The following is a 24,296-nucleotide window of genomic DNA, read 5'->3' on the forward strand; positions in this document are numbered from 1 at the left end:
CGCGCTCGGTGGCCCGGGCCACCGACCTCACGCTCCTCCTGGGGCCACCGGCTTCAGTGGACCCGGCCGAGTGAAAGGACGACGAGAGAAGTGACCACTGCCGTGAAGAAGCGGAGCCTGGAGCGCGGAGTGTGGGACCTGCCCATCGGCGCCGCCCTCTGGGCCTGGATCACCTTCGCGGTCCAGGAAGACACGACCAGGGGCTGGACCATCTACGCCCTGGGCTGGATCGGACCGCTGCTGATGCTGATACGCAGTGCGATCTCCCGGAAGGCGCCATGGGGCGGCGGTGTCGTCCCGGTCACCATCGGGGTTGTCGCCGGCGTGCTGTTCTGGGTCTTCTACGGATAGCGGGCCCGCAGTGGGTCAACGGGCGGGGAAGCGCGCGGTGAGGAGGTGCGCCCCGTCCGCGCCGAGGTGGGTGTCCACACTGCCGCCGGCCAGGCGGGCGCGTTCGCGCAGCCCCTCCAGGCCGAACCCGCTGCTGGGCAGCTCCAGCCGGGGGGCACCGGGTTCGGGGGAGGCGTGGCGGACCGACACATGCAGCGTGCTCCCCTCCTCGTACAGCTCGACATGGATGGCTGCTCCGGGGGCGTGTTTCGCCGCGTTCGTGAGCCCCTCCTGGACGGTACGGAACACCGCGGACTGCACGGTGTCGGGCCAGGCCCGGGCGCTGGGGCCGGTCAGCGCGACGGTGGTGTGGAAGGTCGCCGCGAGTTCGGTGCTGGAGATCAGGTGCGGTAGATCGGCCAGTCCTGGCTGGGGTGTGGTGCTGTGCCGGTCGGTGTCGTGGGTGCGGAGCACGCCGAGCATGTCGCGCAGCTCGCTCAGGGTGGCCGAGGCCAGCTCCCGGACCGTGCGGGCCGTCGTGTGCGCGGCGGGGTCGGGGGTGGTGACCTGGAGGGCGGCGGCCTGCACGCTGATGAGCGCGACCTTGTGGGCGATCACGTCGTGCATGTCCCGGGCCAGCCGCGTCCGCTCGGCCACCAGGACCTGCTGGGTCAGAAGGTAGTCCTCGCGCTCGCGCGCGCGGTCCAGGTCCGTGAGCCGGCGCGCCAGTTCCTGCCGGGTGCGCACCAGGATGCCCAGGACCAGGGGCAGGCCCTGCAGGGCGCAGTTCAGCAGCGCTTCGTACAGGGCTATGGGCCAGCTGCCCATACACGCCCAGGTCAGCGCGCTCACCACCTCGAAGACGACGATGAGCCCGTAGACCAGCCAGGTCTGCCAGCGGACCCCGTAGTGCCGGGCGAGGCTGTAGAGGGCGAAGAGCGAGGCGAGCCACCCGATGTTGGACACGAGGGAGAGCGGCACGGTCGCGCCCACCGTCAGCGGAAACCTCCCGCGTACGAGGAGGAGCCCCGCCTGGGTGCACAGCAGCCACATCGCCCAGGGCTCAAGGCCGTCCCCGTACCGGATCCACAGGTCACACAACATGACGTGGGTGGGCAGGACCAGGAGGGCGCACGAGAGGAGAACTGCGGCGCTCGGACTTTTCACCGGGTGCCTGCCTGGTGGTGCCGCTCAGGCGCTGGGCTGCGGTCCGGGTCGGCCGCGGGCGGGATCAGGCCCGCTCGCTCGGCGAAGACGGCGGCTTGGACCCGGTTGTCCAGTCCCAGTTTGTTGATCACCGTGCTGATGTGGTCCTTGGCCGTGCTCGTGGCCAGGCCGAGACGGGTCGCTATCTGGGCGTTTGTCAGTCCGGTGCCCAGCAGGGACAGCACCTGCACCTCGCGAGCGGTGAGGGCGTCGACCGAGGCCGAGGCCGCTCGCGCGCTGTGTCCCAGATAGCCCTCGATCACCGCCGGTGCCACCGCCGGCGACAGTAGGCGACCGCCTGCCGCGAGGGTGCGTACGTCACGGACGAGCTGCTCCGGGTCGGTGTCCTTGAGCAGATAGCCTGCCGCGCCTTCGCTGAGTGCGGTGTAGAGGTACTCATCCGTGGCGAATGCGGTGAGCATGGCCACCACGGGCGGTTCGGGCTGCGCCCGGAGGCGGGCCAGGACGGCCAGACCGTCCGTGCCCGGCATGCGGACGTCCAGCAGCACCACGTCCGGGCGGGTCCGTGCCACGGTCTCCACCGCGACGGATCCCTCACAGGCAGCGACGACGTCGATGTCCCCGGCGCTGGAGAGGATCATCTGAAGACCGGAGCGGATCAGGGACTCGTCATCGACGACCACCACCCTGAGCATGTCGCTTCCGCAGGGTATTTCCTGTGCCACCCACCCGCCGCCTTCAGCTGTCCCCGTCGGTTTCCGCCGCAACTGTACGGCCCGACGGCGCGGGCACACCTACCTCCCGAGGAGGAGCACCACCCCCGCCGCTCGGCGGTTGCCGTTCTGCCTGCTCAGCCGCCCACCGGGAGGGCGGTGGGCGGCTGAGCAGGGCAGAAGGGGATCAGGGTGTGGTGGTGAGGGTGGGCCACAGGGTGGTGGCGGTGAGGGGGCGGGCCAGGCGGTGTGCCCAGGAGGTTTCGTCGCCGTCCTCGTCGCGCCAGGACCACAGGCGGGTGGTGGCGAGGTGGAGGGGGTGGAGCTTGGTGATGCCGATGGCGCCGTGGAGCTGGTGGGCGATGCGGGTGATCTCGGCCGCGGAGACCGATGCCTGGGTCTTGGCGGCGGCGACGGCGAAGCGTGCCGCCTCCCCGCCGGTGTCCAGCGGCACGGCGGCGGCCTGGACGGCGGCGCGGACCAGCGCGGCCTCCTCGATCAGCCGGGCTTCCTCCTGCTTGACGGCCTGGAAGTGGCTGAGCGGGCGGCCGAACTGGGTGCGGGCGGTGGTGTGGGCGAGGGTGAGACCGACGCAGCGTTCGGCGGCGCCGGCGATCAGGGCGGAGCGGGCCAGGGCCGCGCGGAGCCGGGCCTCGTCGGCCAGCTCGGGGGAGACGCGGCGCACCCGCGAGGCCGGGATCTCCACGGCGGTGAGGTGCAGGTCGTCCCGGGGTTCCTCCGCGAGGTTGCCGCCGGGGGTGAGGATGGCCTGGTCGGGGGTGAGGGCGAACAGGACGGGGCCGGAGGGGGCGGTGGCCACGACGACCACGGCGGTGGCGGTACGGGCCCAGGGGACGCGTCGGAGGGTGCCGGTGACCAGCAGGGTGTCCTCCTCGCCGGAGCATCCCGCCGAGCCGACGGCGGAAGCGGCCGGGTGGGTGTACTGGACGGTGAGGCCGGGGGCGATGGCGTAGCTGAGCGGGCCGTCGGGGACGGGAAGGCCGGTGCGGTGCAGCAGCGGACGGGCGACCAGGGCGGTCTCGGCGAACGGCCCGGGGACGGCTCGGCGCCCCGACTCCTGTGTGGCGGCGAGGAGTTCGACGGTGGAGGCGTCCGGGGAAGGGAGGGGAACGGCGTCGGGGGCGGTGGTGTTGGCGACGACCGCGATGGAGTCCGGGGTGGTGAAGAAGCTGGTGGTGTCGTAGGCGTCGGCGGGGATGACGGGGGCGCTGGTGTCGATGGTGTGGGTGTCCATCGGTGCTGCCGTGTGGGTGTTCACCGGTGCTGCTCCATTCCGCGAGTGATGATGCCGCGAAGGATTTCGTTGGTGCCGCCGCGCAAGGTGTAGCCCGGGCTGTGCAGCTGGGCGAAGGCAAGCAGTTCGGCGTGGGTGCCGGGAGTGGCGTGCGGGTCGGCCGGGGTCGGCAGGATGGTGCGGACGGCGTCGGTCAGCGTGCCCTCGAAACGGGTGCCGAGGTCCTTGACCAGGGCGGCCTGGACATCGGGAGAGGCCCCGGCGTCCAGCGCGGCGGCCACGCCGAGGGACAGCCGGCGGATGCTGTGCAGACGAGCCGTCAGAATGCCTACCTGGGTGAGCTGTTCGGCCGTGGCCGGGCGTTGCTCCAGTTCGCGGAGCAGGGAGAGGAGCAGAGGGAAGGTGGAGAGGTAGCGTTCCGGGCCGCTGCGTTCGAAGGCGAGCTCGCCGGTGACCTGCTTCCAGCCGTCTCCCCGTTGGCCGAGGAGCATGGTGTCGGGGACGTGGACACCTTCGAGGTGGACGGCGTTGAAGCGGTGCTCGCCGCTCATCAGGTGGATCGGCTCGACGCGTACGCCCGGGGTGCGCAGGTCGACGATGAACTGGCTGAGCCCCGTGTGCTTGTCCTCGGCGTCGCCGGTGCGGGCGAGGACGATGGCGTAGTCGTTGACATGGGCGCCGCCCGTCCACATCTTGGTGCCGGTCAACCGCCAGCCGTCAGCGCTGTGTTCGGCGCGTGTGGCGACCGAGGCGAGGTCGGAGCCGCTGCTCTTCTCGCTCATGCCGATGGAGAAGAAGCACCGCCCGGCGGCGATCCGGGGCAGGAAGAAGCGGCGCTGCTCCTCGGTTCCGTGCTGGAGGATGGAGGGTCCTGCCTGCCGGTCGGAGACCCAGTGGGCGCTGACCGGGGCTCCTGCGGCGAGCAGTTCCTCGATCATCACATAGCGCTCCAGGAAGCCGCGGCCCGCGCCGCCGTACTCGGTGGGCAGGGCCATGCCGACCCAGCCGCGCCCGGCGAGGCGTCGGCTGAAGCCGGGGTCCCAGCCCGCCAGCCAGGAGTCGGGGCGGCCGAGCACGGTGCCGCGTACGCGTTCCTCCTGGAGAAAGGCACGGACCTCGGTGCGAAGCAGACGGGCCGATTCGGGCAGGGCGACATCAGGGAACGCGAGCGGTGAAAGCGTGGAAGGGGACATGGTTCATTCGCTCCCGGGTTGGTGAGGGGATCGGTGCGTCTACGTCGGGGACACGGGTCCGTGCGTGGGGTGCAGCAGGGACGGGTCAGTGCGTGGAGTGGAGCAGGGACGGGTCGAAACCGGCTTCGCGGAGCACCTCGTCGGTGTGCTGGCCGATGCCCGGACAGGGGCGCAGGCGCGGCTCGGGGTCGGCCGAGTAGCGCACCGGGCTGCCGATGACCCGGTAGCGGCCCTCGGTGGGGTGCTCGGCCTCGTACAGCAGGCCGCCCTCCTGGGCGTAGGCGGTGGTCGCGGCGGAGGCCAGGTCGAGGACGGGGGCGGCGGCGATGCCCGCCTGGTCGCAGAACTCCTGCCAGGCGGCGCTGGTGTGCCGCGGTGTCAGCTCCGCGAGCAGCGGGTAGAACTGGTCGGCGTTGCGGGCCCGGTCGGGGGCGGTGGAGAAGCGCGGGTCGCAGGCCAGTTCGGGGCGGCCGACGAAGGCGGCGAAGTCCTGCCAGTTGCGGTCGCTGTGCGGCAGGATGCACATCCAGCCGTCGGCGGTGCGCAGGGCGCGGCGCCGAGGGCTGAGCGAGCGGGCCGAGCCGAACGCCCCGTCGGCCTCCAGAGAGGCATCCCCCAGGTGCTCGACCAGGTTGAAGGCGAGCATGGTGTCGGCCATCGGGACTTCGACGCGCTGACCGGTGCCGCCGTGTTCCCGGTAGTGCAGTGCCGCCAGGACCGACTGGGCGATCTGCATGCCGCAGATCTTGTCGGCCAGGACGGTGGGGACGTAGTGGGGTTGGCCGGAGACCTGGTGGTTGAGCCAGACCAGGCCGCTGGCCGCCTGGATGATGTCGTCGTAGGCGGCGTGGGTGCCGTAGCGGCTGTCGCTGCGGAAGCCCTGGGCCTGGGTGTAGATCAGACCGGGGTTGACGGCCGCGACCTCGTCGTATCCGAGGCGGAGTCTCTCCAGGGCCTGCGGGCGCAGGTTGGTGATGAAGACGTCGGCGGTGCGCAGCAGGGCGAGCAGGGCATCGCGGCCGTGCGGGGCCTTGAGGTCGATGACGGCGCTGCGCTTGTTGCGGTTGAGGTTGAGTGCCGGGCCGCCCATGCCGGGGTGGCGTCGCGGCGGGTAGTGGCGTGTCATGTCGCCCGTGGGCGGCTCGACTTTGATCACGTCCGCGCCGAGGTCGCCGAGCTGCTGGGCGGCGTACGGGGCCATGATCACGCTGGCCAGTTCGATGACGCGGATCCCGGCGAGGAGTCCGCGGCCGGACGGGACGGTCGGTTGCTCGGACATGGTCCGGTGCCTCCTGGAGACGGGGATGGGACGGTGGTGTGGCGCGGGCGGCGGACACGGGGTGCTTGCCGGGGCGGCGCGTTGGCCGGGTGGAGGTGGACCTAGAGCCACTGGAGCGGGGCAGAGCCGAGTGGGGAGCGTCGGCCGGGCTGGGGGACCGGACGCCCGCTGTACGTGAACGGTGTCGCCGGTTCGGTGAGCGGGCCGAAGTCGGTCGCGGTGGTCGACAGCGCGGCGAACGGCGTACGTCCGGGCCGGGGCAGATCGATGACGTCCTCCCGTGTGAGGAGTCCGAGCTCCTGCACCCAGTGGCACACCCCGGCCAAGGTCACGCGGATCCGCCAGGAGCCGCCCTCGGTCGCGCGTCGGCGCAGGACCGTTGCCACGGCGGCGGCCCCGAGATACGCGGCGAGGTAGTCATTGAGCAGATACGTCGGCGGCAGCGACGGCCGGTCGGTCCACTCCTCGACCGCGAACCCGGTCGCGGAGCAGGCGAGTTGGTCGAATCCGCCGCGCTCGCCCCAGGGGCCTTCGGCACCCCAGGCGTGGTATTCGAGGGTGATGAGGCCGGGGCGGCGCCGCACGAGGTCCTCGGTCGACGCCCCGTGCCGGGCGAGTCCCCGGTAGGCGTGTACGAAGACGTCCGCATCCCCGAGCGCGTCGTGGAAGGCCGCACGGTCGTGCTCGTCGCGCAGGTCGCAGTAGGCGTTCCGCTTGCCTGCGCCGGTCATCGCGATCATGGGGACCGGGTCGGGGCGGTCGGGACGTGACAGGTGCAGTACGTCGGCGCCGAACTGGGCGAGCAGCCGGGCCGCGACCGGCCCCGCGATGACGTGGGTGAGATCGAGTACCCGTACGCCCGCGAGTGCCTCCTGGGCCGCAGGGACCGGTGTCAGTGGCCGGGCCGGTGCGTCCGCGACACGGTCGATCTCGACGACCGGGCGCCGCGCGACAAACCGCCCCGCCGGGTGGGCGAGCCACTCCGACCGGCTGCGCACCACGCAGGCGGCGCCGCCCCGCGCGCAGACGGCCTCCTCCAGGGTGAAGGCGTCCCAGTCGGCCGCGGCCCGCGCGATCCCCACCTTGTCGAGCCCGCACCGGAGCACGGAGTGGACCGCGTCGCGCAGATGTGGATAGGTGGTGATGAGGAAGATCCACCGGCCGTCGCGGGTCCGGTAGAAGTCGTTGTGGGCGAGCAGCGCCGGATCGTCGAAGAGCGTGCCGAGGGAACGCCCCGCCAACGTCGTGTGGTACGTCGCCATGAGCTGGTCGATCGCGGCCCCGGCTTCCACCTGAACCCGCTGGTGCGGGTGACCGCGCAGTTCGCCGAGCGCCGCCGTCTGCCGCCCGAAGACCCCGATCGCGGCGGACATGGCATCGGCGAGGCGGTGCACCGAGGGCACCAGGGGATCGGCCCCTACGACGGTGATGTCCTCGGCGCCCCGGGCCGGGTCAGGACCTTCGAGGGTGTGCAGCAGCCCGGAGAGTATGTCGCCGGTGGACGGCGCAGACGCCTGCTCGGTCGTGGTGAGCGTGTGTGAAGTCATGCCGGGATGCTCGTTCCCGGCACCCTACGTGCGCCCGCATCCACGGATATCCGTGAACTGATGCGCACGTCACGTCTGCCCCTCCTGGATGTGCGCGAGCAGCCGGGCCGCCGCACGGTCCAGACTCAGCCGCTCCGAGCGGCCACGGCGCCGGTGCGTCAGAACGAGCGCGCCCGTGACGGTGGACCCCTCGGTGACAGGGATCGCGAGCGCGCTGACCTCGGGGTCGGCAAGCCCCTCGTTGCGACTGATGCGTGACGCGCGGATCGAGGGAAGGGCGCGGCGGAACTCCGCGACCGCCTCGGGGTCGTGACAGGCGAGCTCGTCGAGCAGCCCGCGTCGCTCCGTCTCGTCGGTGAAGGCCAGCAGCAGGCGCCCCGCGGCGGTGCGCAGCAGCGGCCGGGACATGTGCTCGTCAGCGAGATGGAGGAGGCGGGGAATCTCGTCCTCGCCGCCGCGCGCGAGGTGTACGGCGGCGAGCCCGACCCGTACCGTGAGCAGCACCGGGGTACCCGCGACGCGGCTCAGTTCATTGAGCTCGGCCTGACTGATCCGCGGAACGGCCCGGCCCGCGATGAGATTGAGGACGTGCGGGGCCGGGCCGAGCCTGAAGCGCCCGTGCTGTTCCAGCAGAAACCCGGTCGCGGCAAGGCCGTTGACCAGGTCCTGCACCGAGCTCGCCGGCGCCCCGACCGTCCGCGCCAACGCGGCCACGGTCACCCCGCCGGGCGCCCGCGCGGCAGCCTCCAGGATCCACACGACCCGGTCCACCGTACGGTGATGCCGCCGTCGGCCGTGCTCGCTCATCCCGCCCCCACCTTGTCCTTCACGTAAACCATCGGCCATGAGTGCCGAACCGGCGCGTCGATCCTCGCCCGCACTGCACCGCCGCCTCACGCCCCTTTGTGAGGTCGGCATCCACCTGCGACCAGGTATGCGCGGTCGGCCCGAGTAACGTACCGGCCTCCGCGGAACAGGAGGTGAGCGGGCTTGACGTCAGCCGCTCGCCGGGTCAGGGGCGTCTCCGTCACCGTCCGGCCCGGTCGGCGAGGGGCTGGGGGAGGCGGTTGGCGGAGCGAACAGTGACTGGAGGATTTCGGCGGCCGTCTCGCGCAGCCAGGTGTGGGCGCGGTCGTCGTCGTAGCGCTGGTGCCACAGCAGGTACAGGGGGACGTCCGGCAACTGGAGCGGCAACGGCAAGGTTGCCAGGCCGAGTTGCTCGCGGGCCGCGCGCGTGACCGCGTCGGGAAGGGTGACCACCAGGTCGGTGGCGAGCGCGAGTTGCAGGGCGAAGGCGGCGCTGGGCCCGGCGGCGGTGACACGGCGCCGGAGGCCGTGGGTGGTGAGGGCGTCGTCGATCGGGTCGCGCAGACTCCCGCGCCGCGAGACGGTGAGGTGTTCGGCGTCCGCGTAGCGCTCCATGCTCAGCGGCCCTTCGGTGAGCGGGTGGCCGGGGCGGACGGCGACGACCAGCCGGTCCCTGCCGATGAGTTGGTGGCGGATGTCCGGGAGCGCGGGAAGGCCGGAGCTCGATTCGAGGTCGACTTCACCCCGGCGCAGCTCGGGGGTGTCGGTGCCGGGCTCGGCGGTCAGGCGCAGCTGGACGCCCGGGGCCCGGCGGTGGACAGCGGTGATCAGATCGGTGCCGCAGGCGGCGGCCAGAGCGTCGTGCCAGCGCACGGTGAAGACCCGCTCCAGCTCCGCCAGGTCGAGTTCCTGCTGCGCGGACAGAAGTTGATGGGCCTGCTGGACGAGGGCGTGGACCTCGGCGCGCATCGCCAGCGCCCGGGTGGTGGGAACCATGCTGCGGCCGGTGCGCACCAGGATCTGGTCGCCGGTGGCCTTGCGTATACGGCCCAGGGAGCGGCTCATCGCCGGTGCGGTGACATGGAGGCGGGATGCGGCACCGGCGACACTGCCCTCTTCCAGCAGGGCGTCCAGGGCGGTGAGCAGATTCAGATCCAGTTGCATGAGAGTAACTCTACAAGTGACAAGCATGCACTTGTTGTTAATGATTCGGCGGCCTACCTTCGAGGTGTGCGGGAACGGAAACCGCTCCCGCACACACCGCACACACCGCACTCAAGGAGACCGTCATGAGCACAGCCATGCCTTTCGCCGCCGACACGCCGCTCCTGTCCGAGGTGATCGCCGCGGTGAAGACCGCGGGCACCACGCTGCGCGACCGCTACACCCCGCACGCCCGGGGCGTGAGTCTGGACGGGATCGTCGCGGAGATCCACGCAAATGACGACGCGGTGCTGGACGTGCTGCGCGAGCCGCTGCTGCGGGCGCGCCAAGGATCGCAGTGGGCGGAGGACGAGCTGGCCGGCGGCGCGCTCCCGCCGGGGGAGTGGTGGGTCGTCGACCCCGCCGAGGGCAACATCAACCACGTCCACGGCATGGAGGACTGGGCCGTGACGGCCACCCTGGTCCGCGACAACAAGCCGGTGCTCACCGTCGTCCACCTTCCCCTGACCGGCGACACCTACACCGCGGTCGCCGGGGGAGGCGCACACCTCAACGGGCACCCCCTGAAGGTGTCGGCCAAGACCGACCTGGACGCCGCCCTCATCGGCACCGGCCAGGCCAGGCCCGGCGAGGACGAGCGCGTCTTCCGGCAGATCGGCGACTCCGTCACCGCCATGCTCATCAACGGCCTGGTCGTACGGGTGTCCGTGCCCGCCACGATGCAGCTCATCCACGTCGCCGCCGGACGCATGGACGCGTTCTGGCAGTTCTCCGACGTCCGCTCCGGCCTGGTCGCGGGAGCCCTGCTGGTCGCCGAGGCCGGAGGCACCGTCACCGACCTGGCGGGCGAGCCCTGGAGCACGGCCGGCCACGACTTCCTGGCCGCTGCCCCCGGCATCCACGCCGACGCCCTCAAGGTCCTCGCGCCGATCGCCTGACCGTCCCCCTCCACTCTGCCCACCCCGAAACCGCAAGGAGCACCACCCATGACCCACATCGGCATCCTGGGCGCCGGCCGCGTCGGCATGAACCTCGCCGACAAGCTCTCCGCCGCCGGACACCGCGTCACCCTCGGAGTCCGCGACCCGCAAGGGACCGCGGCCCTTCCCCCGCGCACGAACTTCGCCGACCAGGCCACCACCGCACGTACCGCGGATGTCGTCATCAACGCGACGCCCGGTGACAGCGCCCTCGACCGCCTGGGCGCTCTGCGCGCCGAACTCAGCGGCAAGATACTCATCGACGTCTCCAACGCCACCCACGACGACGCCGACGGCCTGCCCGGCGATCTGTGCTACCCCGGCAGCAGCCTCGCCGAGAAGCTCCAGGCCCAACTCCCCGACACCCACGTGGTGAAGACCCTCAACACGATGCTGTTCACGGTCATGACCGCTCCCGAAATCCTGGCCACACCACCGACGGCGTACCTCTCGGGTGACGACCAGAACGCGAAGGAGATCACCGCCGCCCTGCTCGGCGACCTGGGCTGGCAGCCCGCGTGGATCGAGGACCTCGGTGGCATCACCACGGCCCGCGCCACCGAGGCCATGATCCTGGTGGTTCCCCACCTCCTGCGCCGGCATGGCTTCAAGCCCTTCGCGGTCTCGCTCGCCCGCTGACCCACCGCGAGACTCACGACCGGATCAAACGGTGAGGACGAGCTTGCCTTGAAGGTGACCGTGGTCCAGCAATCGGTGCGCCTCGGCGGCGTGCGCGAAGGGGAACGTCTTCTGCACGTGGACGCGGAGACTGCCCTCTTCGACGAGTGCGGCGAGGCTGCGCAGGGCGACCGGATCGGGGTCGACGGCGATGCCGCTGAAATGCCTACCGGCCGCCTCGTACGTGGCGGCGAGCTGCGTGTCCTCCTCGGCGACCGCCGTCACCAAGTGACCTCCCCGGCGGAGGACTTCGAGGGAGCGCTCTGCGGTGTCGCCGCCGATCGTGTCGAGCACGACGTCGATGTCGTGGACCGCCTCGGTGAAGTCGACCGACGTGTAGTCGATCACCTCGTCGGCGCCGCATCCCTCGACGAAGGCGCGTTTGCCCCGGCCGGCGGTCGTGATCACGTGTGCGCCGAGCGCCTTCGCGATCTGGATCGCGACGTGGCCGACCCCGCCGCCACCGCCGTGGACCAGGACGCGGTCGCCCTCCCGTACACCGGCGAGGTCGACGAGCCCCTGCCACGCCGTCAGCCCCACGAGCGGCAGTGCCGCCGCCTCGGCGTACGAGAGCGACGCCGGCTTGTGTGCCAGGTGCAGCGCAGGAGCCGACACGACCTCGGCGTACGCGTTCGCCGCCCGGGGGAACAACGGCATCCCGAAGACCTCGTCGCCGGGCCTGAACCGCCACGTCTGCGGTGCCTGGTCGACCACGCCGCTGATGTCCCAGCCGAGGGTGAACGGCGGCGGGCCGATCAGCGGGAACTCGCCGGCGCGCAGGCGCGCCTCCAGCGGGTTCAGCCCGATCGCCTTGACACGCACGAGAACCTCGGTCGGGAGGGGACGGGGCTCGGGCGCGTCCACGACGGTGAGCACCTCGGGACCGCCGAGCCTGTGCTGGGTGATGACTCGCATGACTCTCCTGGTTCAGGAAGGGGGGGCGAACCCAGACTAGGAACCCGATGGGCACCGGCAGGTACCTCAACGAATGAGGCATCGTCACGACCGATGAGTTTCCCGCTCCGCGCCGGTCTGTACGCGTAAGACCGACTCACACGGAAGGCTGGCGCCATGCGGAAGCTGATCTACGGCATGAACCTGACCCTGGACGGGTACATCGCCGCGCCCGGGCACGACATCGGCTGGAGCGGGCCGCCGAGCGACGAGCTGTTCCAGTTCTGGTCCGACCAGTTGCAGGCGACCGACGTGTCTCTGTGCGGGACCAGGCTCTGGCACACGATGAGCCCCTACTGGCCGACGGTCGACCAGCAACCCGGTGCCACCCCGGCGGAGATCGAGTTCGGGCGCCGCTGGCGGGACATGGCGAAGGTGGTGTTCTCTTCGACGATCGAGAAAGCCGACTGGAACACCCGCCTGGTCACCGGGGACGCGGTCGCCGAGATCACCCGGCTCAAGGCCGAGGACGGCGGCCCGATGGACATCGGCGGCGCGACGCTCGCCGGGGCGGCCATGCGGGCCGGGCTGATCGACGAGTACGTGCTGGCCACCGCGCCGGTCCTGGTGGGCGGCGGCACACCGTTCTTCGCCGCTGTGGACAACTGGGTGTACCTGAACCTGGTGGAGACGCGGAGGTTCCCCGGCGGCGTGGTCCTGAGCCGGTACGAGACGAGACGCTGAGGGTCCGTCGCGAGGTGTGCGGGACCCCGCCTTGCGCCTGTGCTCCCGGTAGGCGCGCCGAGCGTGCGTACCGGCCTCTGCCGTGCCGACCTGCCTCCCGTGGCCAAGGTCGCCATCGGCGGTGACGACGCCTTTCCGTGACTCCTGCGTCGACCGGCCGACGCAGGTGATGTGCGTGTCCGTATCGGGCTCGTTGAGGGGCGGGGCGTGGGGTCGTGCGGCTGCGGCACGGTCGCCGCAGCCGCTGGCCGTCGCGCGGGGTACCGGGCGTCAAGGGATCCGGGTTGTCGGTCACTGACGGGTTGTGTAGATGTAATCGTCCAGTGAGAACGTCCTGGCGGCGCGCTTCGCGGCGGATGCTGTTGTGGGCCGCCAGAGGGGAGAGTCTCCGTGGTGGTCCAGGAAGAAGGTGTTCGAGCCGGCGCAGTCGTTGGTGTACACCAGTGACTTGCCGATGCGTTCTCGCGCGAATCGCAGGAACCTGTCATTGGCCTCTTGTGTCACCTCGACGGCGGTCGCACCCCGCCTGCGGGTCTCGGTGATCACCCGGATCGCGTGTGTGGACAGGGTTTCCACCATCCCGGGCCACGAACCTCCGCTCCAGGAGTAGGGCCCGAAGATGAAGAAGTGGTTCGGCAGCTTGGGAAGGCTGACACCTTCATATGCCTGGACACGCTGGTGGGTGAAGAACTCGGCGAGGTCGAACCCATCCCTGCCCCGGACCGGCACCTTCCGGTAGTTCTCCGGATCGTAGAACAGGCGGAACCCGGTCGCGAGGATGAGGGTGTCGATCTCATGCAGGCGGCCGTCGCTGCCGAGTACCCCCTTCGACGTGATGCGTGCGATACCGGTGGTGACCAGCTCCACGTTGGGCCGGGTGTAGGTGCGGAAATAGGCGTTGGACACGCTGGGTCGCTTGCACAGGAACTTGTAGTCCGGAATGAGTTTTCGGCGCAGCGCCGGGTCGGGGACCTGCGTGCGCAGGTAGACCCGGACCAGGGCGGCTGCGAACCTGGCTATCACCGCACCCGGTTTACCCAGCAGGAAAATGCCGACCAGCAGCATCTCCACCACCGCCGAGCTGATCGTCCGCAGTGCGGCGTTGACCAGTGGTACCCGGGCCAGCAGACCTCGCAGCCAACGCGGGATCGGCGGGTCCGGCTTGGGGAACACCCAGATGGCGCTCCGCTGGAAGACGGTGAGTCTGCCGACTGCCTCGGCCACCTTGGGGATCAGTTGCACGGCCGACGCGCCGGTGCCGATCACGGCAGCGCGCTCGCCGGTAAGGTCGTGGGCGTGGTCCCACCTGGCGCTCTGGATCACCTTGCCGGTGAAATCGTCCAGTCCCGCAATGTCCGGCCGCAGCGGTTCCGTGTACAAGCCGACTGCGGTCAGCACGAAACGGGCGGTCAATGTGCAGCCGTCGGCCAACCGCACGTGCCACAGGTGCTCTTTCTCGTCCCACTGTCGCGAGGTCATCTCGGAATTCAGTCGGATGTGCCCGCGCAGTCCATATTTGTCCGCCATGTGGTCGATGTACTGCTTGACTTCCGATCCTTTGGGGAACAGGCGGGTCCAGTGCGGATAGAGCTCGTAGGAGAACTGGTAGACGAACGAAGGCAGATCGACGGCGACGTCAGGATAGGTGTTGTCCCGCCAGGTGCCGCCGATGTCGTGGGATCGCTCGATGATCAGGAAGTCGATCAAGCCGGCGCGCAGCAAGGCCGCACCGGTGCCGATACCGCTGATTCCGGCCCCCACGACAAGGATTTCGTGATCTGGCGTCATCTCCGCAGCTCCTTCTCGGAAGGTAATTCTCACGGTTGCGGGGATCGTCTTCAAGGTGCTGTTGCATGACTGTCAATGCAATCGATTGTGTGAGCTGAACTTGTGGCTTCCGGTCTGCGGGCGCTGCCGGATTTGTGGGTTCCCGGTGCGTGTTGTCGGGCGGATTTGTCTTTCGCGCCCGTCAGTGCCGTGCTCGGGCCGCGTGTCCAGTGGCGAGGGGGTGGCCAGAACGGCCCCGTTGCCTCCCTGGTGTTCACAGGACGGCGACGAGGCGGTCGAGGAAGGCGGAGTCGAGGGCGGGGGCCCGGACGCCGAGGGCCGCCAGCTCCGACCAGGTCGCTTCGGACCGCATGTGCGGGGCGGAGAAGCTGGTGAGGCCGATGAGGTGGGAGACGAGTTCGATGTTCACGGCTCGCTGCCGGGCGGCGGGCCGGGTGTTGCTTTTGACGTGCTGTTGCCAGTGGTCGGGCGGTATGACGTCCAGCCGGAAGCCGGCTCGGGTCAGGGCGGAGAACAGCTCGGCGGCCGGCAGCGGCTGCGGCCGGACCAGGTGGTAGCAGCGGGTCTCCCCGGGCGGTGCCGCCCGGACGAGCAGGGCGACGGTCCCGGCGGCGACCACGTCGATCATCTCGGTGGGGGCGCCGCCCGATATCCGGGGTGCGACGCCGAGTTCGGCGAGCGCGCCCATGATGTCGCGCAGCAGGTCCCAGCCACTGGTCCGGGCGGTACGGGAATCCCCGGTGATGATGCCGGGGCGCAGGATCGACACCGCCAGACCGCGGCCGGCGGCCTCCCTCAGCACGCGCTCGGCCGCGACCTTGCTGCGGGCGTAGCCGAGTGACCCGGCCGTCGCTTCGGTGGGGATGGTGGTCTCGTCGATCTCGCCGAGCCCCTGCGACCTTCCCGCCATGAAGGTCGCCAGGGTGGACACGAAGCCGAAGTGCGGCCACTGTCCGGTCAGTTCGTGCCGCCGCTGCGCCAGGGCGATCATGTGGAGGGTGCCGTCGACATTGTGGGGGGCGAGACGCTCGTAGCTTGCCGCGAAGTTGACGGCGGCCCCGCAGTGGATGAGCAGTTCCGTCCTGGCGGCGAGCCCGTCGTAGGCGGTGGGGTCCAGCCCGAGCCGGGGATGGTCGAGGCGGCCCGGGAGTATGGTCATGCGCAGTGCCGCAGGCAGGCCCAGACGGTCGATGACACGGGTCCGTGCGGCCTCGGTGTCGGGCGCGCGGACGAGGCACACCACGTGCACCGCGGCGGTGTCGAGCAGTTGGCGTGCGATCTCCGCGCCGAGACCGCCGGTGACGCCGGTCAGCAGGACGGTGCGGGGCGGTGCCGGGTGTGTCACTGGGCCTCCCCGGGCGGTGGTGGAGCGCGGGCGCGCGGGCGGGACGGACCGGTCAGGGCGGGCCGATCATGCGAGGCGGGCGGACGGTCAGCGTGAAGTCCAGGCGCAGTGCGAACGAGGCTTGGTGGCTGGTCAGTTCGGGGAAGTGGCCGGGCCACTCGTCGAGGCGCAGGCTTATGGGCCGAGCCGTGGCGCGTCCCGGTGCCTTGACGAGGCCCAGGCGGTCGCCGTCCGACACGAAGTAGGTGAACGTGATCGGTGTGGGGAGCGCGAGCCGGGCGCGGTCGCGCCAGGAGAGGGCCGCCGTCGCCTTCTCCGAGGAGACCGAGAGGCCGGAATCCTCCCAGGTGAAGACGCCGGGGTCGGACGGTGTGAGGCCCTGCGCCCGCCCGACGTGCCGGACGCCGGGTTCGTCGACCCACACCTGTCGCAGGACCAGTGCGACCCTTCCCTTGCGCCGTACCAGGGACGCCAGTCCCAGCACCTCGTAGGAGGCGTCACCGCCGCGGTAGCGGTTGACGAAGACCATCAGCTTGCGGGGTGCGAGCGCGTGGAGGCCGCCGGGTACGTCCAACGGTCGTGCCAGGGTGAACACTCCGGCATGGGCGATGCCGGGCAGCCGCCATGGCAGCGGAGGAGGCAGTGGCAGGCCGGCCTCGTGTGCCTGGGAGTCGTCCAAGGGTTTCATGGCGTCGACACCTCCGCTTGCGTGAGGGTTCCGGTGGACCGGTCCTGGATGAGCTGGGCGAGTGCGGTCAGGTGCGCGGCGCTGGAGATCTCCAGACCGGTGAGCCGGCAGCCGAAGGTCCGCTGGGCGGCGGTGGCGAGCTCGGTCGCCATGAGGGAGTCCACGCCGACGAGGTCGAGTCGGCGGCCGTGGTCGATCCTGCCGGGTTCGGTCTGCATGATCTGCGCGAGCAGCCCGGTGAGGGTGTCCGCGATGAGGGCCACCGCCTCCCCGGGGGCGAGGCCGGTCAGGTCGACGCGTGCGGGCCGGGCGGCCCGGCGGGCCTGCCCCGAGGCGACGAGGTGGGTGGTGCGCGGGGCGGTGATGTTCGGATAGGTGTCGGCCAGGCGGGCGCCGTCGAACCTGAGTACCGCGACGACGGGTGCACCCGGGTCCAGCAGGTGTTGCTTGAGCACTGTCAGGGCCTCCCGGGAGCGGACGGGCACGATGCCGTACGCGTCCAGTTGGCTCCCGATCCCCCGACGCGCCACATAGCCGCTGTCCTCGATGTGGCCCCACTGGACGGAAAGGCCCGGCAGACCGGCGGCGCGCCGCTCGCGTACGAGGGCGTCGAGCACCATGTTGGCCCCGGCGTAGGCCGACTGCTGGAAGTGGCCGAGCACGGTGGTGGCGGACGTGTAGACGACGAAGAAGTCCAGGTCCCGCGCGCGGGTGAGCCGGTCGAGGTGGTACCCGCCGGTGACTTTCGGGGCGATGACGCGGCGCAGTTGGTCGTCGGTGAGGTCGGTGAGGGGGCCGTCGTCCAGCACCATCGCGGCATGCACGACACCGGCGAGGGGGCGGCCCGTCGTGTCGATGTCGGCGAACAGGCGCTCCACCGCGTCTGCGTCGGTGACGTCGACGGCGGGCGCGGTCACGGTCACCCCCCGGTCGCGCAGCTCCGCGAGGAGCGCGGGTGCCTCGGGTGATGCCTCGCCGCGGCGGTTGCACAGTACGAGGTGGCGGGCGCCCTGATCGGCGAGGAACCGCGCGGTCTCGGCGCCGAACCCGCTGAGCCCACCGGTGATGAGATAGGTGGCGTCGGGGCGGAGCGCGCTGTCCGCGGGCCGGTGTGCGAGCGGTACCGGTTCGTCGAAGGTGAGGACGACCTTGCCGAAGTGCCGGGAGAACTGCAGGCAGGCGAAGGCATCCGCCACCTGTGCGGCCGGATAGGTCCGGAAGGGCAGCGGGCGGTAGTCGCCGTGGTGGAGGCGTCGGGCGATGGTGTCGCGGCAGGCGTCCATCAGCGGCGAGTTCTCCACCTCTTCGACCAGCGGGCCGATGTCGACCCCGAAGTAGCTGAGGTTGTGGAGGAAGGGTGCCAGGGGCAGCGTGTTGTCGGCGAGGATGTCGCGCTTGCCGAGCTCGATGAACCGCCCGCCTGGTTTGAGGACGTCGATGCCCCGCGTGACCGCCTCGCCCGCGAGCGAGTTGAGTACGACGTCGACGCCCTGTCCGCCGGTGATCTCCATGACCCGGTCGGCCCAGGCGAGGTCGCGGGAGTGCAGTACGTGTTCCATTCCGAGCAGGTGCAGCAGATCGCGTTTGGCGGGGGTGCCGGCGGTGGCGATGACGGTCGCGCCGATGGTGCGGGCGTACTGCCAGGCGGCGAGCCCCATGCCGCCCGCGGCGGCGTGGACCAGCAGGGTCTCGCCGGGTGCCAGCCGGGCGAGGTGGTCCAGGCTGTGCTGCGTGGTGTAGAAGACGACGGGGATGGTGGCGGCCTCGGCGAACGACATGCCGTCGGGGATCGCGATGGCGCGGTCGGCGCGCACCACGACCTGGGAGCTGCGGTAGGGGGCGGTGGAGCAGACCCGGTCGCCGACGCTGATGTCGTGGACGGCGCTGCCGACGGCGATGACGGTCCCGGCGCAGTCGGTGCCGAACGGGAACTGGCCGGGGCGGTGCTTGCGCGGCAGGATCGGGGAGACGGCTCCGGTGACCGTGGCGATGTCCCGGTAGTTCAGGCCCGCGGCCCGTACATCGATCGTGATTTCGTCGGGTCCTGGCTCGGGTACCTCCACGCTCTGCCACCGCAGCTCGTACCGCTGGCCGGTCCTCGGGCAGTCGAGGCCGAACGGCTGGGCAGCGCTGCTGGGCGTGGTCCGTTGCCGCGGCCGGTCGGGCAGCAGCCGGGGCACGAAGCGTCCGGCGGCGGTCAGGAGCACCTCGTCCTCGTCGGTCGCCGCGGCGATCTCCGCGAGGAGGGCGTCGACGACGGCGTCGGTGTCGGCGGGATGGCCGGGCGAGCGGCCGAGAGCGATCTTCCGGATGGCCAGGGCCGGGGCCTCGTTGGCGAGGGCGCGTGCCGCACCCCAGGCGGCGGCGGAGGCGCCGGGAGCGGGCGGCAGTGCGAGGGGGGCGGGCTGGTGGGAGTTCACCACGAGCCACAGGCGCGGCTGGGCACTCGTCGGGATCCCCGCGGTGGCGCGGGCGATGGCGCCCAGCTCGGCGCAGTGGCGGACGGCCTGCTCGGTGACGGCGGCGGGCGCGGCGGCGGCCGTGTCGTCGGCGTCCAGCAGCAGGACGATGTCGGCGGGCGCGCCGCACTCCGACAGGGCCTGAGCCCATGCCTCCGTGGAGCTGTCGGCCGCCATCCGGCGCAGCGGCCCGGGGGCCCGCGTGGCCAGCCGCGCGGCGGTCGTCGCACCGCCGTTGCCCTCGTACACACCGATCAGCAGGGGGCGCCGTTCGGCGCCGGGCGGGTCCGGGCGGTGTGCGACGGGCGCGTCCGGTGCCCGTGCGGCGAGGATCACCGACAGGTCGCCGCGCGCGGGTTCCTCGGGGTCGCCGGCGCAGACGACGTCGCGGTACCCCTCGCGCCGCAGCAACTGGCTCCAGTGGTCCCGGTTCAGGAGCGGGCCGTGCGGTCGCAGGTCGGGGTCGGTGTTGACCCAGAAGGAGTCCAGGAGTCCGAAGACGCCCGCCATCAGGGCCACGTTCGTCGGTTCGATGGCGAGCAGGTGGCCGCCGGGAGCCAGCAGGGAGGCGGTCTTGGCGACCGTGGCGGCCAGGTCCCGGGTCGCGTGCAGGACATGTCCGGCGACCACCAGGTCGTAGCCGGCGAGGTCGAACCCCTGCTCCGCCGGGTCACCGTCCAGGTCGAGCGTCTGGAAGTGCAGGAAGTCGTAGGCGCGGAACCGTTCGCGGGCAGCGCCGAAGAACACCGCGGACACGTCGGTGTAGGTGTAGTGGGTGCGGGCGGCGGGCAGCAGCGGCAGCAGGTGCCGTGTGGTGGCGCCTGTCCCGGCACCGACCTCCAGGACGCGCAGGGGCCGGTCGGCGGGCCAGTTCGCGATGGCCTCGCCCAGGAGCAGGGCCGCGGTCTCGTTGAGGTACGTCATGACGGGGGTGCTGTCGTAGAGCCGGGCGGCGAGCGCGTCCGATTCGGAGAACAGCAGGTCGAGCGGGTCCGTGGCGCCGGTGAGCACGTCGAGCAGGTGGCGCCCGCAGACGCCGTAGCCGTGCACCAGGACGCTGTGGAAAGGCAGGTCCAGCAGGGCCTGGGCGAAGATCCGTTCGGGCTCGGGGTGCGCGGTGTGCCGCCACGCGCCGGCGCCCGTCGGCGTGACCAGGCCGCAGCCGTCCGCGAGGTGCAGCAGTGACCGCAGCAGAGGCGTGTGTTTGGTGTCGACGCCGGCGGCGCACAGGTCGGCGAGGGTGAAGGTGTCCCGGCCGGGCAGCAGGGTACGGGCAGCCGCCGCCGCGAAGTGCGCGCTGACAGCCAGCAACCGCGGCTGCAGGTCGCGGTAGCGCAGAGTGCGGAAGCGGTCGGTGATCGTGCGGCGGGCGGCGGCGGTTCGCTCCAGGACCTGGCTGGGAGCAGGCAGTGGCGTGGGCGCGACGGGCCGCCCGGGCAGGGGTGCGGCCCGCAGTACTTCTGACATGACCGGGACGGGCTCGGCCTCGCCGCCGCTGAACCGCCGCATGCGCGCCCCGCGCAGCTCCAGCGCGACCGTGCCGTCCCGCCCGGTGACGGTCAGGTCGACCAGGAGTTCGGCGCCGGGCGCCGCGCCGTTCGCCCGGGACCGGAGGTGGATCCGCCCGGTGTCGGGGAGCGGCTGCCACCATCGCACGACGTCCACCCCGACGGGGAGGAACGGTGCGGACACGCCCTGCTCGTCCAGCAGCCCGATGGCGGCCTGCAGGGCGCCGTCGAGTGCGGCCGGGTGGGCGTGGTGCCCCGTGTCGGCGGCGGTAGTGAGCCGGTAGTCGGCGAGCACCTCACCCGCCCCGATCCGGATCCGCCGCAGCACCCGGAAGGCGGGGCCGTATCGAAGGCCCAGCTCCTCGCACCGTGCGTAGTGGTCGGCGGCGGTGCGCTCCCGGGGCGTCCGCGCGGCCAGCGCCGCCACGTCCAGGGCGGCGGGCCGGGCATGCAGCAGGCGGCGGACCCGGCCGCGTACGTGTTCGGTCCAGCCCTCCTGCTGCCCCACCCGGCTCGCCACCGTGATCCGGCCGTCGTCCGGGGTGACCCGGGTCTGCAGACGGACGTCGGCGCCGGGGTCGTCGAACGGCAGGACCAGCGGGGCGCTGATGGCGAGGCTGCGCACCTCGACCGGGCCGTTCCAGATCCGTCCGCCTGCCGACAGGACCATGTCGAGGTAGCCCGCGGCGGGCATGACGGCGGCGGCGCCCACCCTGTGGTCGGCGAGCCAGCCCAGCCGGCCCGGGTCGATCCGCTGCTGCCACTGCGGGTCGGGGGTCGCCTGCCGCCGTCCCAGCAACGGGTGGCCCGCTTCGCCGACGGCGTCGTCGGAGCCCAGCTCCAGCCACCAGCCCGGCTCTCCGTTCCAGTGCGCCTCGCGCTGCCAGGGGTAGGCCGGAAGGCTCACCACACGGCCGCCGTCGGGAAAGCAGGTGCCGAGGTCGAAGTCGGCGCCGGCGGCCAACAGTCCTGCCAGGGCCGCATCGAGGGCGTCCGCCCCGCAGGCGGTGCGCGTCAGCGTCCCGACGACCTCGACCCGGTGGTCGGCGGCCGTGGCGACCCGGCGCAGGTAGCCGCCGAGGATCGGGTGCGGACCGATCTCCAGCAGCACATCACAGCCGCCCTCACCGAGCATGGCGTTGATCGCGTCGAGGAAGCGGACGGGCTCGCGGATGTTGCGCCACCAATAGTCGGCGTCCAGGGGCTGATCGAGGGCCGAGCCCGTCACGGTCGAGAACAGCGGGATACGGGACGGGCCGGGCGCGATCCCGGCGAGGTTTGCGGCGAGCATGTCGCGCAGCCCGTCCATCGCGGGGCTGTGGAAGGCGTACTCCAGGTTCAGGCGGTGGAAGGAGATTCCCTCCTCCTCCAGCTCCCGGCCCCACCGCTCCAGGGCCCCGCCGGCGCCGGAGACGGTCACGTCGCGGTCGCTGTTGATGCCGGCGACGACCAGCTCGCGCTCCAGGCCGGCCGTGCGCAGGCGCTCCTCCGCGTCCAGGGCGCTGAGACCGACCGCGGCCATCCTCCCGGTGCCGTGGGTGGTGGCCTGGGCACGGCTCCGCTCGGCGATCACCAGACAGGCGTCCCGCAGATCCAGGAACCCGGCGCAGTAGGCAGCCGCGACCTCGCCCACACTGTGCCCGGCCACCGCGGCAGGCCGGATGCCCCGCCGCGCCATGGCGGCGACGAGCCCGGCCTGGACGGCGAACAGCAGCGGCTGGGCGACATCGGCGTGGTCCCAGCGGCGCCGGTCACCCGGCAGGGCGAGTTCGTCGCGGACCGACCAGCCCAGGAGCGGCCCCAAGACCGCCTCGACCCGGGCGACCTCGGCGGCGAACGCCGGTTCTGCCTCCAGCAGTTCGGTGCCCATCCCGATCCACGCGGCGCCGTTGCCGGAGAACACGAACCCGACGGCCCCCCGGTCGACCGCCGAGGCCGTCGCGGCGCCGTCGACCTCGCGGCCCGCGGCCAGCCCGCGCAGCTTCACCGCGGCCTCCGCGGCACCGGAGGCGAGGACCGTCAACCTGCGGTCGTGCCGTGCCCGCGGTCGGCAGCTGCTGAACGCGACGTCCTCGAAGTGCGCGGCGGCCGGGCCGTCGAGGTGGTCGGCCAGACGGGTCGCGGCAGTGTGGAGGGCCGCGTCGGTGCGCGCCGACACCAGCACCGGCAGCAGCTGCTCGCGCGGCCCCGGCTGCTTCGGCGGGGCGGCCGGGTGGGCGGTCAGCACGACGTGCGCGTTGGCGCCGCCGAAGCCGAAGGAGTTGACGCCCACGACGGTCCGGTCCCCACGCGGGGCGAGGTCCAGGGCCTTGGTCACCGGTGTCAGACCGAGCCCGGCGAAGTCGATCGCCGGATTGACGGGCTCGCTGTGCAGCGTCCGCGGAATCCGGCCCTCGCGCAGAATGAGCAGCGCCTTGCACACGCCCGGCACGCCCGCACCGGCCTCCAGATGCCCGACGTTGGACTTGACCGACCCCACCGGAATCGGCGCCCCGCCGTTGCGCCGGCCCAGCGCCGCACCGAGCGCCGCGCACTCGACCGGGTCGCCGGCCTGCGTACCGGTGCCGTGCGCCTCGATGTAGGCGATCTCCGACGGGTCGACCCCGGCGACGGCGTAGGCCCTCTGCAGCAGTTGCGCCTGGGCGGTGGCGCTGGGCATGGACAGGCCCGCGGTCCGGCCGTCGCAGTTGACCGCGCTGCCCAGGATCACCCCGTGGACCCGGTCGCCGTCGGTGACCGCGGTGCTCAGCGGCTTCAGGACGAACACGCCCGCGCCCTCGGCGCGCACGAACCCGTCGGCCAGCGCCGAGAAGGGATGGCACCGGCCGGTCGGCGACAGCATCGAGGCGTGCGAGGCGGCGACCCAGGCGTACGGGCCGAGCACCACGTTGACCCCGCCCGCCAGGGCCACCGCGCTGGCGCCCGAGCGTACGGATTCGCATGCCTCGTGCAGGGCGCTGAGCGCTGACGAGCAGGCCGTGTCGAGGGCGGCGGAGGGCCCGCGCAGGTCGAAGGAGTACGAGAGGCGGTTGGCGGCGTTGGAGTTGGCGGCGCCGGCCATGGTGTAGGCGTTGTAGGTCCGCAGCCGGCGGGTCTGCAGCTCGTTGTAGTCGTTCGTGGAGATGCCGATGAACACCGCGGTGTCGCTCCCGGCGAGCTCGGCCGGGTCGATGCCGGCGTCGTCGAACGCCTCCGCAGCGCACTCCAGCAGCAGCCGGTGCTGGGGGTCGATCCGTGACGCCTCCTTCGGCGAGATGCCGAAGTAGTCCGCGTCGAAGCCGGCGATGTCATCGAGGTAGCCGCCCGCGGAGGTGTATGCCTTCCCCGGGCTCTGCCCCGCGGGGTTGACGAACGCCGAGTGGTCGAACCGGTCGGCGGGTGCCTGGTCGGAGACCAGGTCGATGCCGTCGGCCAGTGCATGCCAGAACGCGTCGAGCGAGGACACACCGCCCGGGAGCCGCAGCCCGACGCCCACGATGGCGACCGCTGTTTCGGCACTGCCGGGGCTGTGGGGACCGTCGGGAAGAGACCTCAAGCTGCGCAACGCGTTCACCGACCCTCTCGTTCCGCCGTCCTGCTGTGCCGGGTTGACTCGCGCTCGGGACCTCACGGTTTCCGGGGGCGACCGGGGCTTCTCCGCCTGGAGGAATGCCTTGTGTTTATACGATTTAGAGCGCCAGGTGCAGGTTCCGGGAGGCGCGGGAGGGGGCATACGGGCTGCCTCCCGTGCTCCAGGGCGCGGGCCGGTGCTCCGAGG

At 71.7% G+C, this 24,296-nt stretch carries 17 protein-coding genes; 4 read left to right on the forward strand and 13 right to left on the reverse strand.

The genetic code is table 11. From position 1 onward, the window contains the following. Positions 1-90 precede the first annotated feature (90 nt). Positions 91-351: a hypothetical protein gene (locus AB5J87_RS35865; protein WP_369382938.1), complete on the forward strand. Its 261-nt coding sequence runs from the start codon at positions 91-93 to the stop codon at positions 349-351. A 15-nt stretch (positions 352-366) separates the two neighbouring features. Here the strand turns inward: AB5J87_RS35865 and AB5J87_RS35870 are convergent, their stop codons facing one another. The 8 genes from AB5J87_RS35870 to AB5J87_RS35905 form a co-directional block, all read right to left on the reverse strand. Further along, positions 367-1,497: a sensor histidine kinase gene (locus AB5J87_RS35870; RefSeq protein ID WP_369382939.1), complete on the reverse strand. Its 1,131-nt coding sequence runs from the start codon at positions 1,495-1,497 to the stop codon at positions 367-369. Next, complete coding sequence (locus AB5J87_RS35875; protein ID WP_369382940.1) at positions 1,494-2,192, reverse strand: response regulator; 699 nt, start codon at positions 2,190-2,192, stop codon at positions 1,494-1,496. Before AB5J87_RS35875 ends, AB5J87_RS35870 begins: the two co-directional genes overlap by 4 nt. A gap of 205 nt (positions 2,193-2,397) precedes the next feature. Further along, positions 2,398-3,489 carry an acyl-CoA dehydrogenase family protein gene (locus AB5J87_RS35880; RefSeq protein ID WP_369382941.1) on the reverse strand — a complete coding sequence of 364 codons (1,092 nt, stop codon included), beginning with the start codon at positions 3,487-3,489 and terminating at the stop codon, positions 2,398-2,400. Continuing rightward, a complete protein-coding gene (locus AB5J87_RS35885; RefSeq protein ID WP_369382942.1) occupies positions 3,486-4,658 on the reverse strand; it encodes an acyl-CoA dehydrogenase family protein in 1,173 nt (390 codons plus the stop codon). Before AB5J87_RS35885 ends, AB5J87_RS35880 begins: the two co-directional genes overlap by 4 nt. An 85-nt stretch (positions 4,659-4,743) precedes the next feature. Further along, a complete protein-coding gene (locus tag AB5J87_RS35890) occupies positions 4,744-5,937 on the reverse strand; it encodes a CaiB/BaiF CoA transferase family protein (protein ID WP_369382943.1) in 1,194 nt (397 codons plus the stop codon). Positions 5,938-6,038: 101 nt separating this feature from the next. Further along, the gene (locus AB5J87_RS35895) at positions 6,039-7,484 is read right to left on the reverse strand and encodes a CoA transferase (RefSeq protein ID WP_369382944.1); all 1,446 of its coding nucleotides are present in this window, start codon (positions 7,482-7,484) and stop codon (positions 6,039-6,041) included. Between the two features lie 69 nt (positions 7,485-7,553). Continuing rightward, complete coding sequence (locus tag AB5J87_RS35900) at positions 7,554-8,291, reverse strand: helix-turn-helix domain-containing protein (RefSeq protein ID WP_369382945.1); 738 nt, start codon at positions 8,289-8,291, stop codon at positions 7,554-7,556. A gap of 189 nt (positions 8,292-8,480) precedes the next feature. Next, entirely contained in the window at positions 8,481-9,455 is a 975-nt protein-coding gene (locus AB5J87_RS35905; protein WP_369382946.1) for a LysR family transcriptional regulator, read from the reverse strand. A gap of 125 nt (positions 9,456-9,580) precedes the next feature. On the opposite strand from AB5J87_RS35905, the gene AB5J87_RS35910 reads away from it, so the two are divergent. Together AB5J87_RS35910 and AB5J87_RS35915 are read left to right on the forward strand one after the other, a co-directional pair. Next, positions 9,581-10,393, forward strand: coding sequence for an inositol monophosphatase (locus tag AB5J87_RS35910; protein WP_369382947.1), 813 nt, complete (start codon positions 9,581-9,583; stop codon positions 10,391-10,393). 48 nt (positions 10,394-10,441) lie between these two features. Next, positions 10,442-11,074 carry an NADPH-dependent F420 reductase gene (locus AB5J87_RS35915; protein WP_369382948.1) on the forward strand — a complete coding sequence of 211 codons (633 nt, stop codon included), beginning with the start codon at positions 10,442-10,444 and terminating at the stop codon, positions 11,072-11,074. A gap of 24 nt (positions 11,075-11,098) precedes the next feature. Here the strand turns inward: AB5J87_RS35915 and AB5J87_RS35920 are convergent, their stop codons facing one another. Next, on the reverse strand, positions 11,099-12,028 hold the full coding sequence (locus tag AB5J87_RS35920) for an NADP-dependent oxidoreductase (RefSeq protein ID WP_369382949.1): 930 nt from the start codon (positions 12,026-12,028) through the stop codon (positions 11,099-11,101). 156 nt (positions 12,029-12,184) lie between these two features. On the opposite strand from AB5J87_RS35920, the gene AB5J87_RS35925 reads away from it, so the two are divergent. Beyond that, positions 12,185-12,751, forward strand: coding sequence for a dihydrofolate reductase family protein (locus AB5J87_RS35925; protein ID WP_369382950.1), 567 nt, complete (start codon positions 12,185-12,187; stop codon positions 12,749-12,751). Positions 12,752-13,042: 291 nt separating this feature from the next. Here AB5J87_RS35925 and AB5J87_RS35930 read toward each other — a convergent pair whose 3' ends face one another. From AB5J87_RS35930 to AB5J87_RS35945, 4 genes are all read right to left on the reverse strand, one after another. Further along, positions 13,043-14,539: a flavin-containing monooxygenase gene (locus AB5J87_RS35930; protein ID WP_369382951.1), complete on the reverse strand. Its 1,497-nt coding sequence runs from the start codon at positions 14,537-14,539 to the stop codon at positions 13,043-13,045. A gap of 253 nt (positions 14,540-14,792) precedes the next feature. Continuing rightward, positions 14,793-15,884 (reverse strand): SDR family oxidoreductase, encoded by a 1,092-nt coding sequence (locus AB5J87_RS35935; protein WP_369382952.1) that lies wholly within the window; start codon positions 15,882-15,884, stop codon positions 14,793-14,795. Positions 15,885-15,936: 52 nt separating this feature from the next. Further along, positions 15,937-16,572, reverse strand: a complete 636-nt coding sequence (locus tag AB5J87_RS35940; RefSeq protein WP_369382953.1) for a hypothetical protein — start codon at positions 16,570-16,572, stop codon at positions 15,937-15,939. Next, positions 16,569-24,074: an SDR family NAD(P)-dependent oxidoreductase gene (locus tag AB5J87_RS35945; protein WP_369382954.1), complete on the reverse strand. Its 7,506-nt coding sequence runs from the start codon at positions 24,072-24,074 to the stop codon at positions 16,569-16,571. Before AB5J87_RS35945 ends, AB5J87_RS35940 begins: the two co-directional genes overlap by 4 nt. Positions 24,075-24,296 lie beyond the last annotated feature (222 nt).

This window comes from Streptomyces sp. cg36, assembly GCF_041080675.1.
Classification (GTDB): Bacteria; Actinomycetota; Actinomycetes; order Streptomycetales; family Streptomycetaceae; genus Streptomyces.

What these genes read in the sequence shown, in the direction of transcription:
- AB5J87_RS35905 (WP_369382946.1), bottom strand. Translation starts at nt 9,455, where the DNA reads ATGCAACTGGATCTGAATCTGCTCACCGCCCTGGACGCCCTGCTGGAA.
- AB5J87_RS35940 (WP_369382953.1), bottom strand. Translation starts at nt 16,572, where the DNA reads ATGAAACCCTTGGACGACTCCCAGGCACACGAGGCCGGCCTGCCACTG.
- AB5J87_RS35915 (WP_369382948.1), top strand. Translation starts at nt 10,442, where the DNA reads ATGACCCACATCGGCATCCTGGGCGCCGGCCGCGTCGGCATGAACCTC.
- AB5J87_RS35910 (WP_369382947.1), top strand. Translation starts at nt 9,581, where the DNA reads ATGAGCACAGCCATGCCTTTCGCCGCCGACACGCCGCTCCTGTCCGAG.
- AB5J87_RS35900 (WP_369382945.1), bottom strand. Translation starts at nt 8,291, where the DNA reads ATGAGCGAGCACGGCCGACGGCGGCATCACCGTACGGTGGACCGGGTC.
- AB5J87_RS35875 (WP_369382940.1), bottom strand. Translation starts at nt 2,192, where the DNA reads ATGCTCAGGGTGGTGGTCGTCGATGACGAGTCCCTGATCCGCTCCGGT.
- AB5J87_RS35920 (WP_369382949.1), bottom strand. Translation starts at nt 12,028, where the DNA reads ATGCGAGTCATCACCCAGCACAGGCTCGGCGGTCCCGAGGTGCTCACC.
- AB5J87_RS35890 (WP_369382943.1), bottom strand. Translation starts at nt 5,937, where the DNA reads ATGTCCGAGCAACCGACCGTCCCGTCCGGCCGCGGACTCCTCGCCGGG.
- AB5J87_RS35885 (WP_369382942.1), bottom strand. Translation starts at nt 4,658, where the DNA reads ATGTCCCCTTCCACGCTTTCACCGCTCGCGTTCCCTGATGTCGCCCTG.
- AB5J87_RS35930 (WP_369382951.1), bottom strand. Translation starts at nt 14,539, where the DNA reads ATGACGCCAGATCACGAAATCCTTGTCGTGGGGGCCGGAATCAGCGGT.
- AB5J87_RS35925 (WP_369382950.1), top strand. Translation starts at nt 12,185, where the DNA reads ATGCGGAAGCTGATCTACGGCATGAACCTGACCCTGGACGGGTACATC.
- AB5J87_RS35895 (WP_369382944.1), bottom strand. Translation starts at nt 7,484, where the DNA reads ATGACTTCACACACGCTCACCACGACCGAGCAGGCGTCTGCGCCGTCC.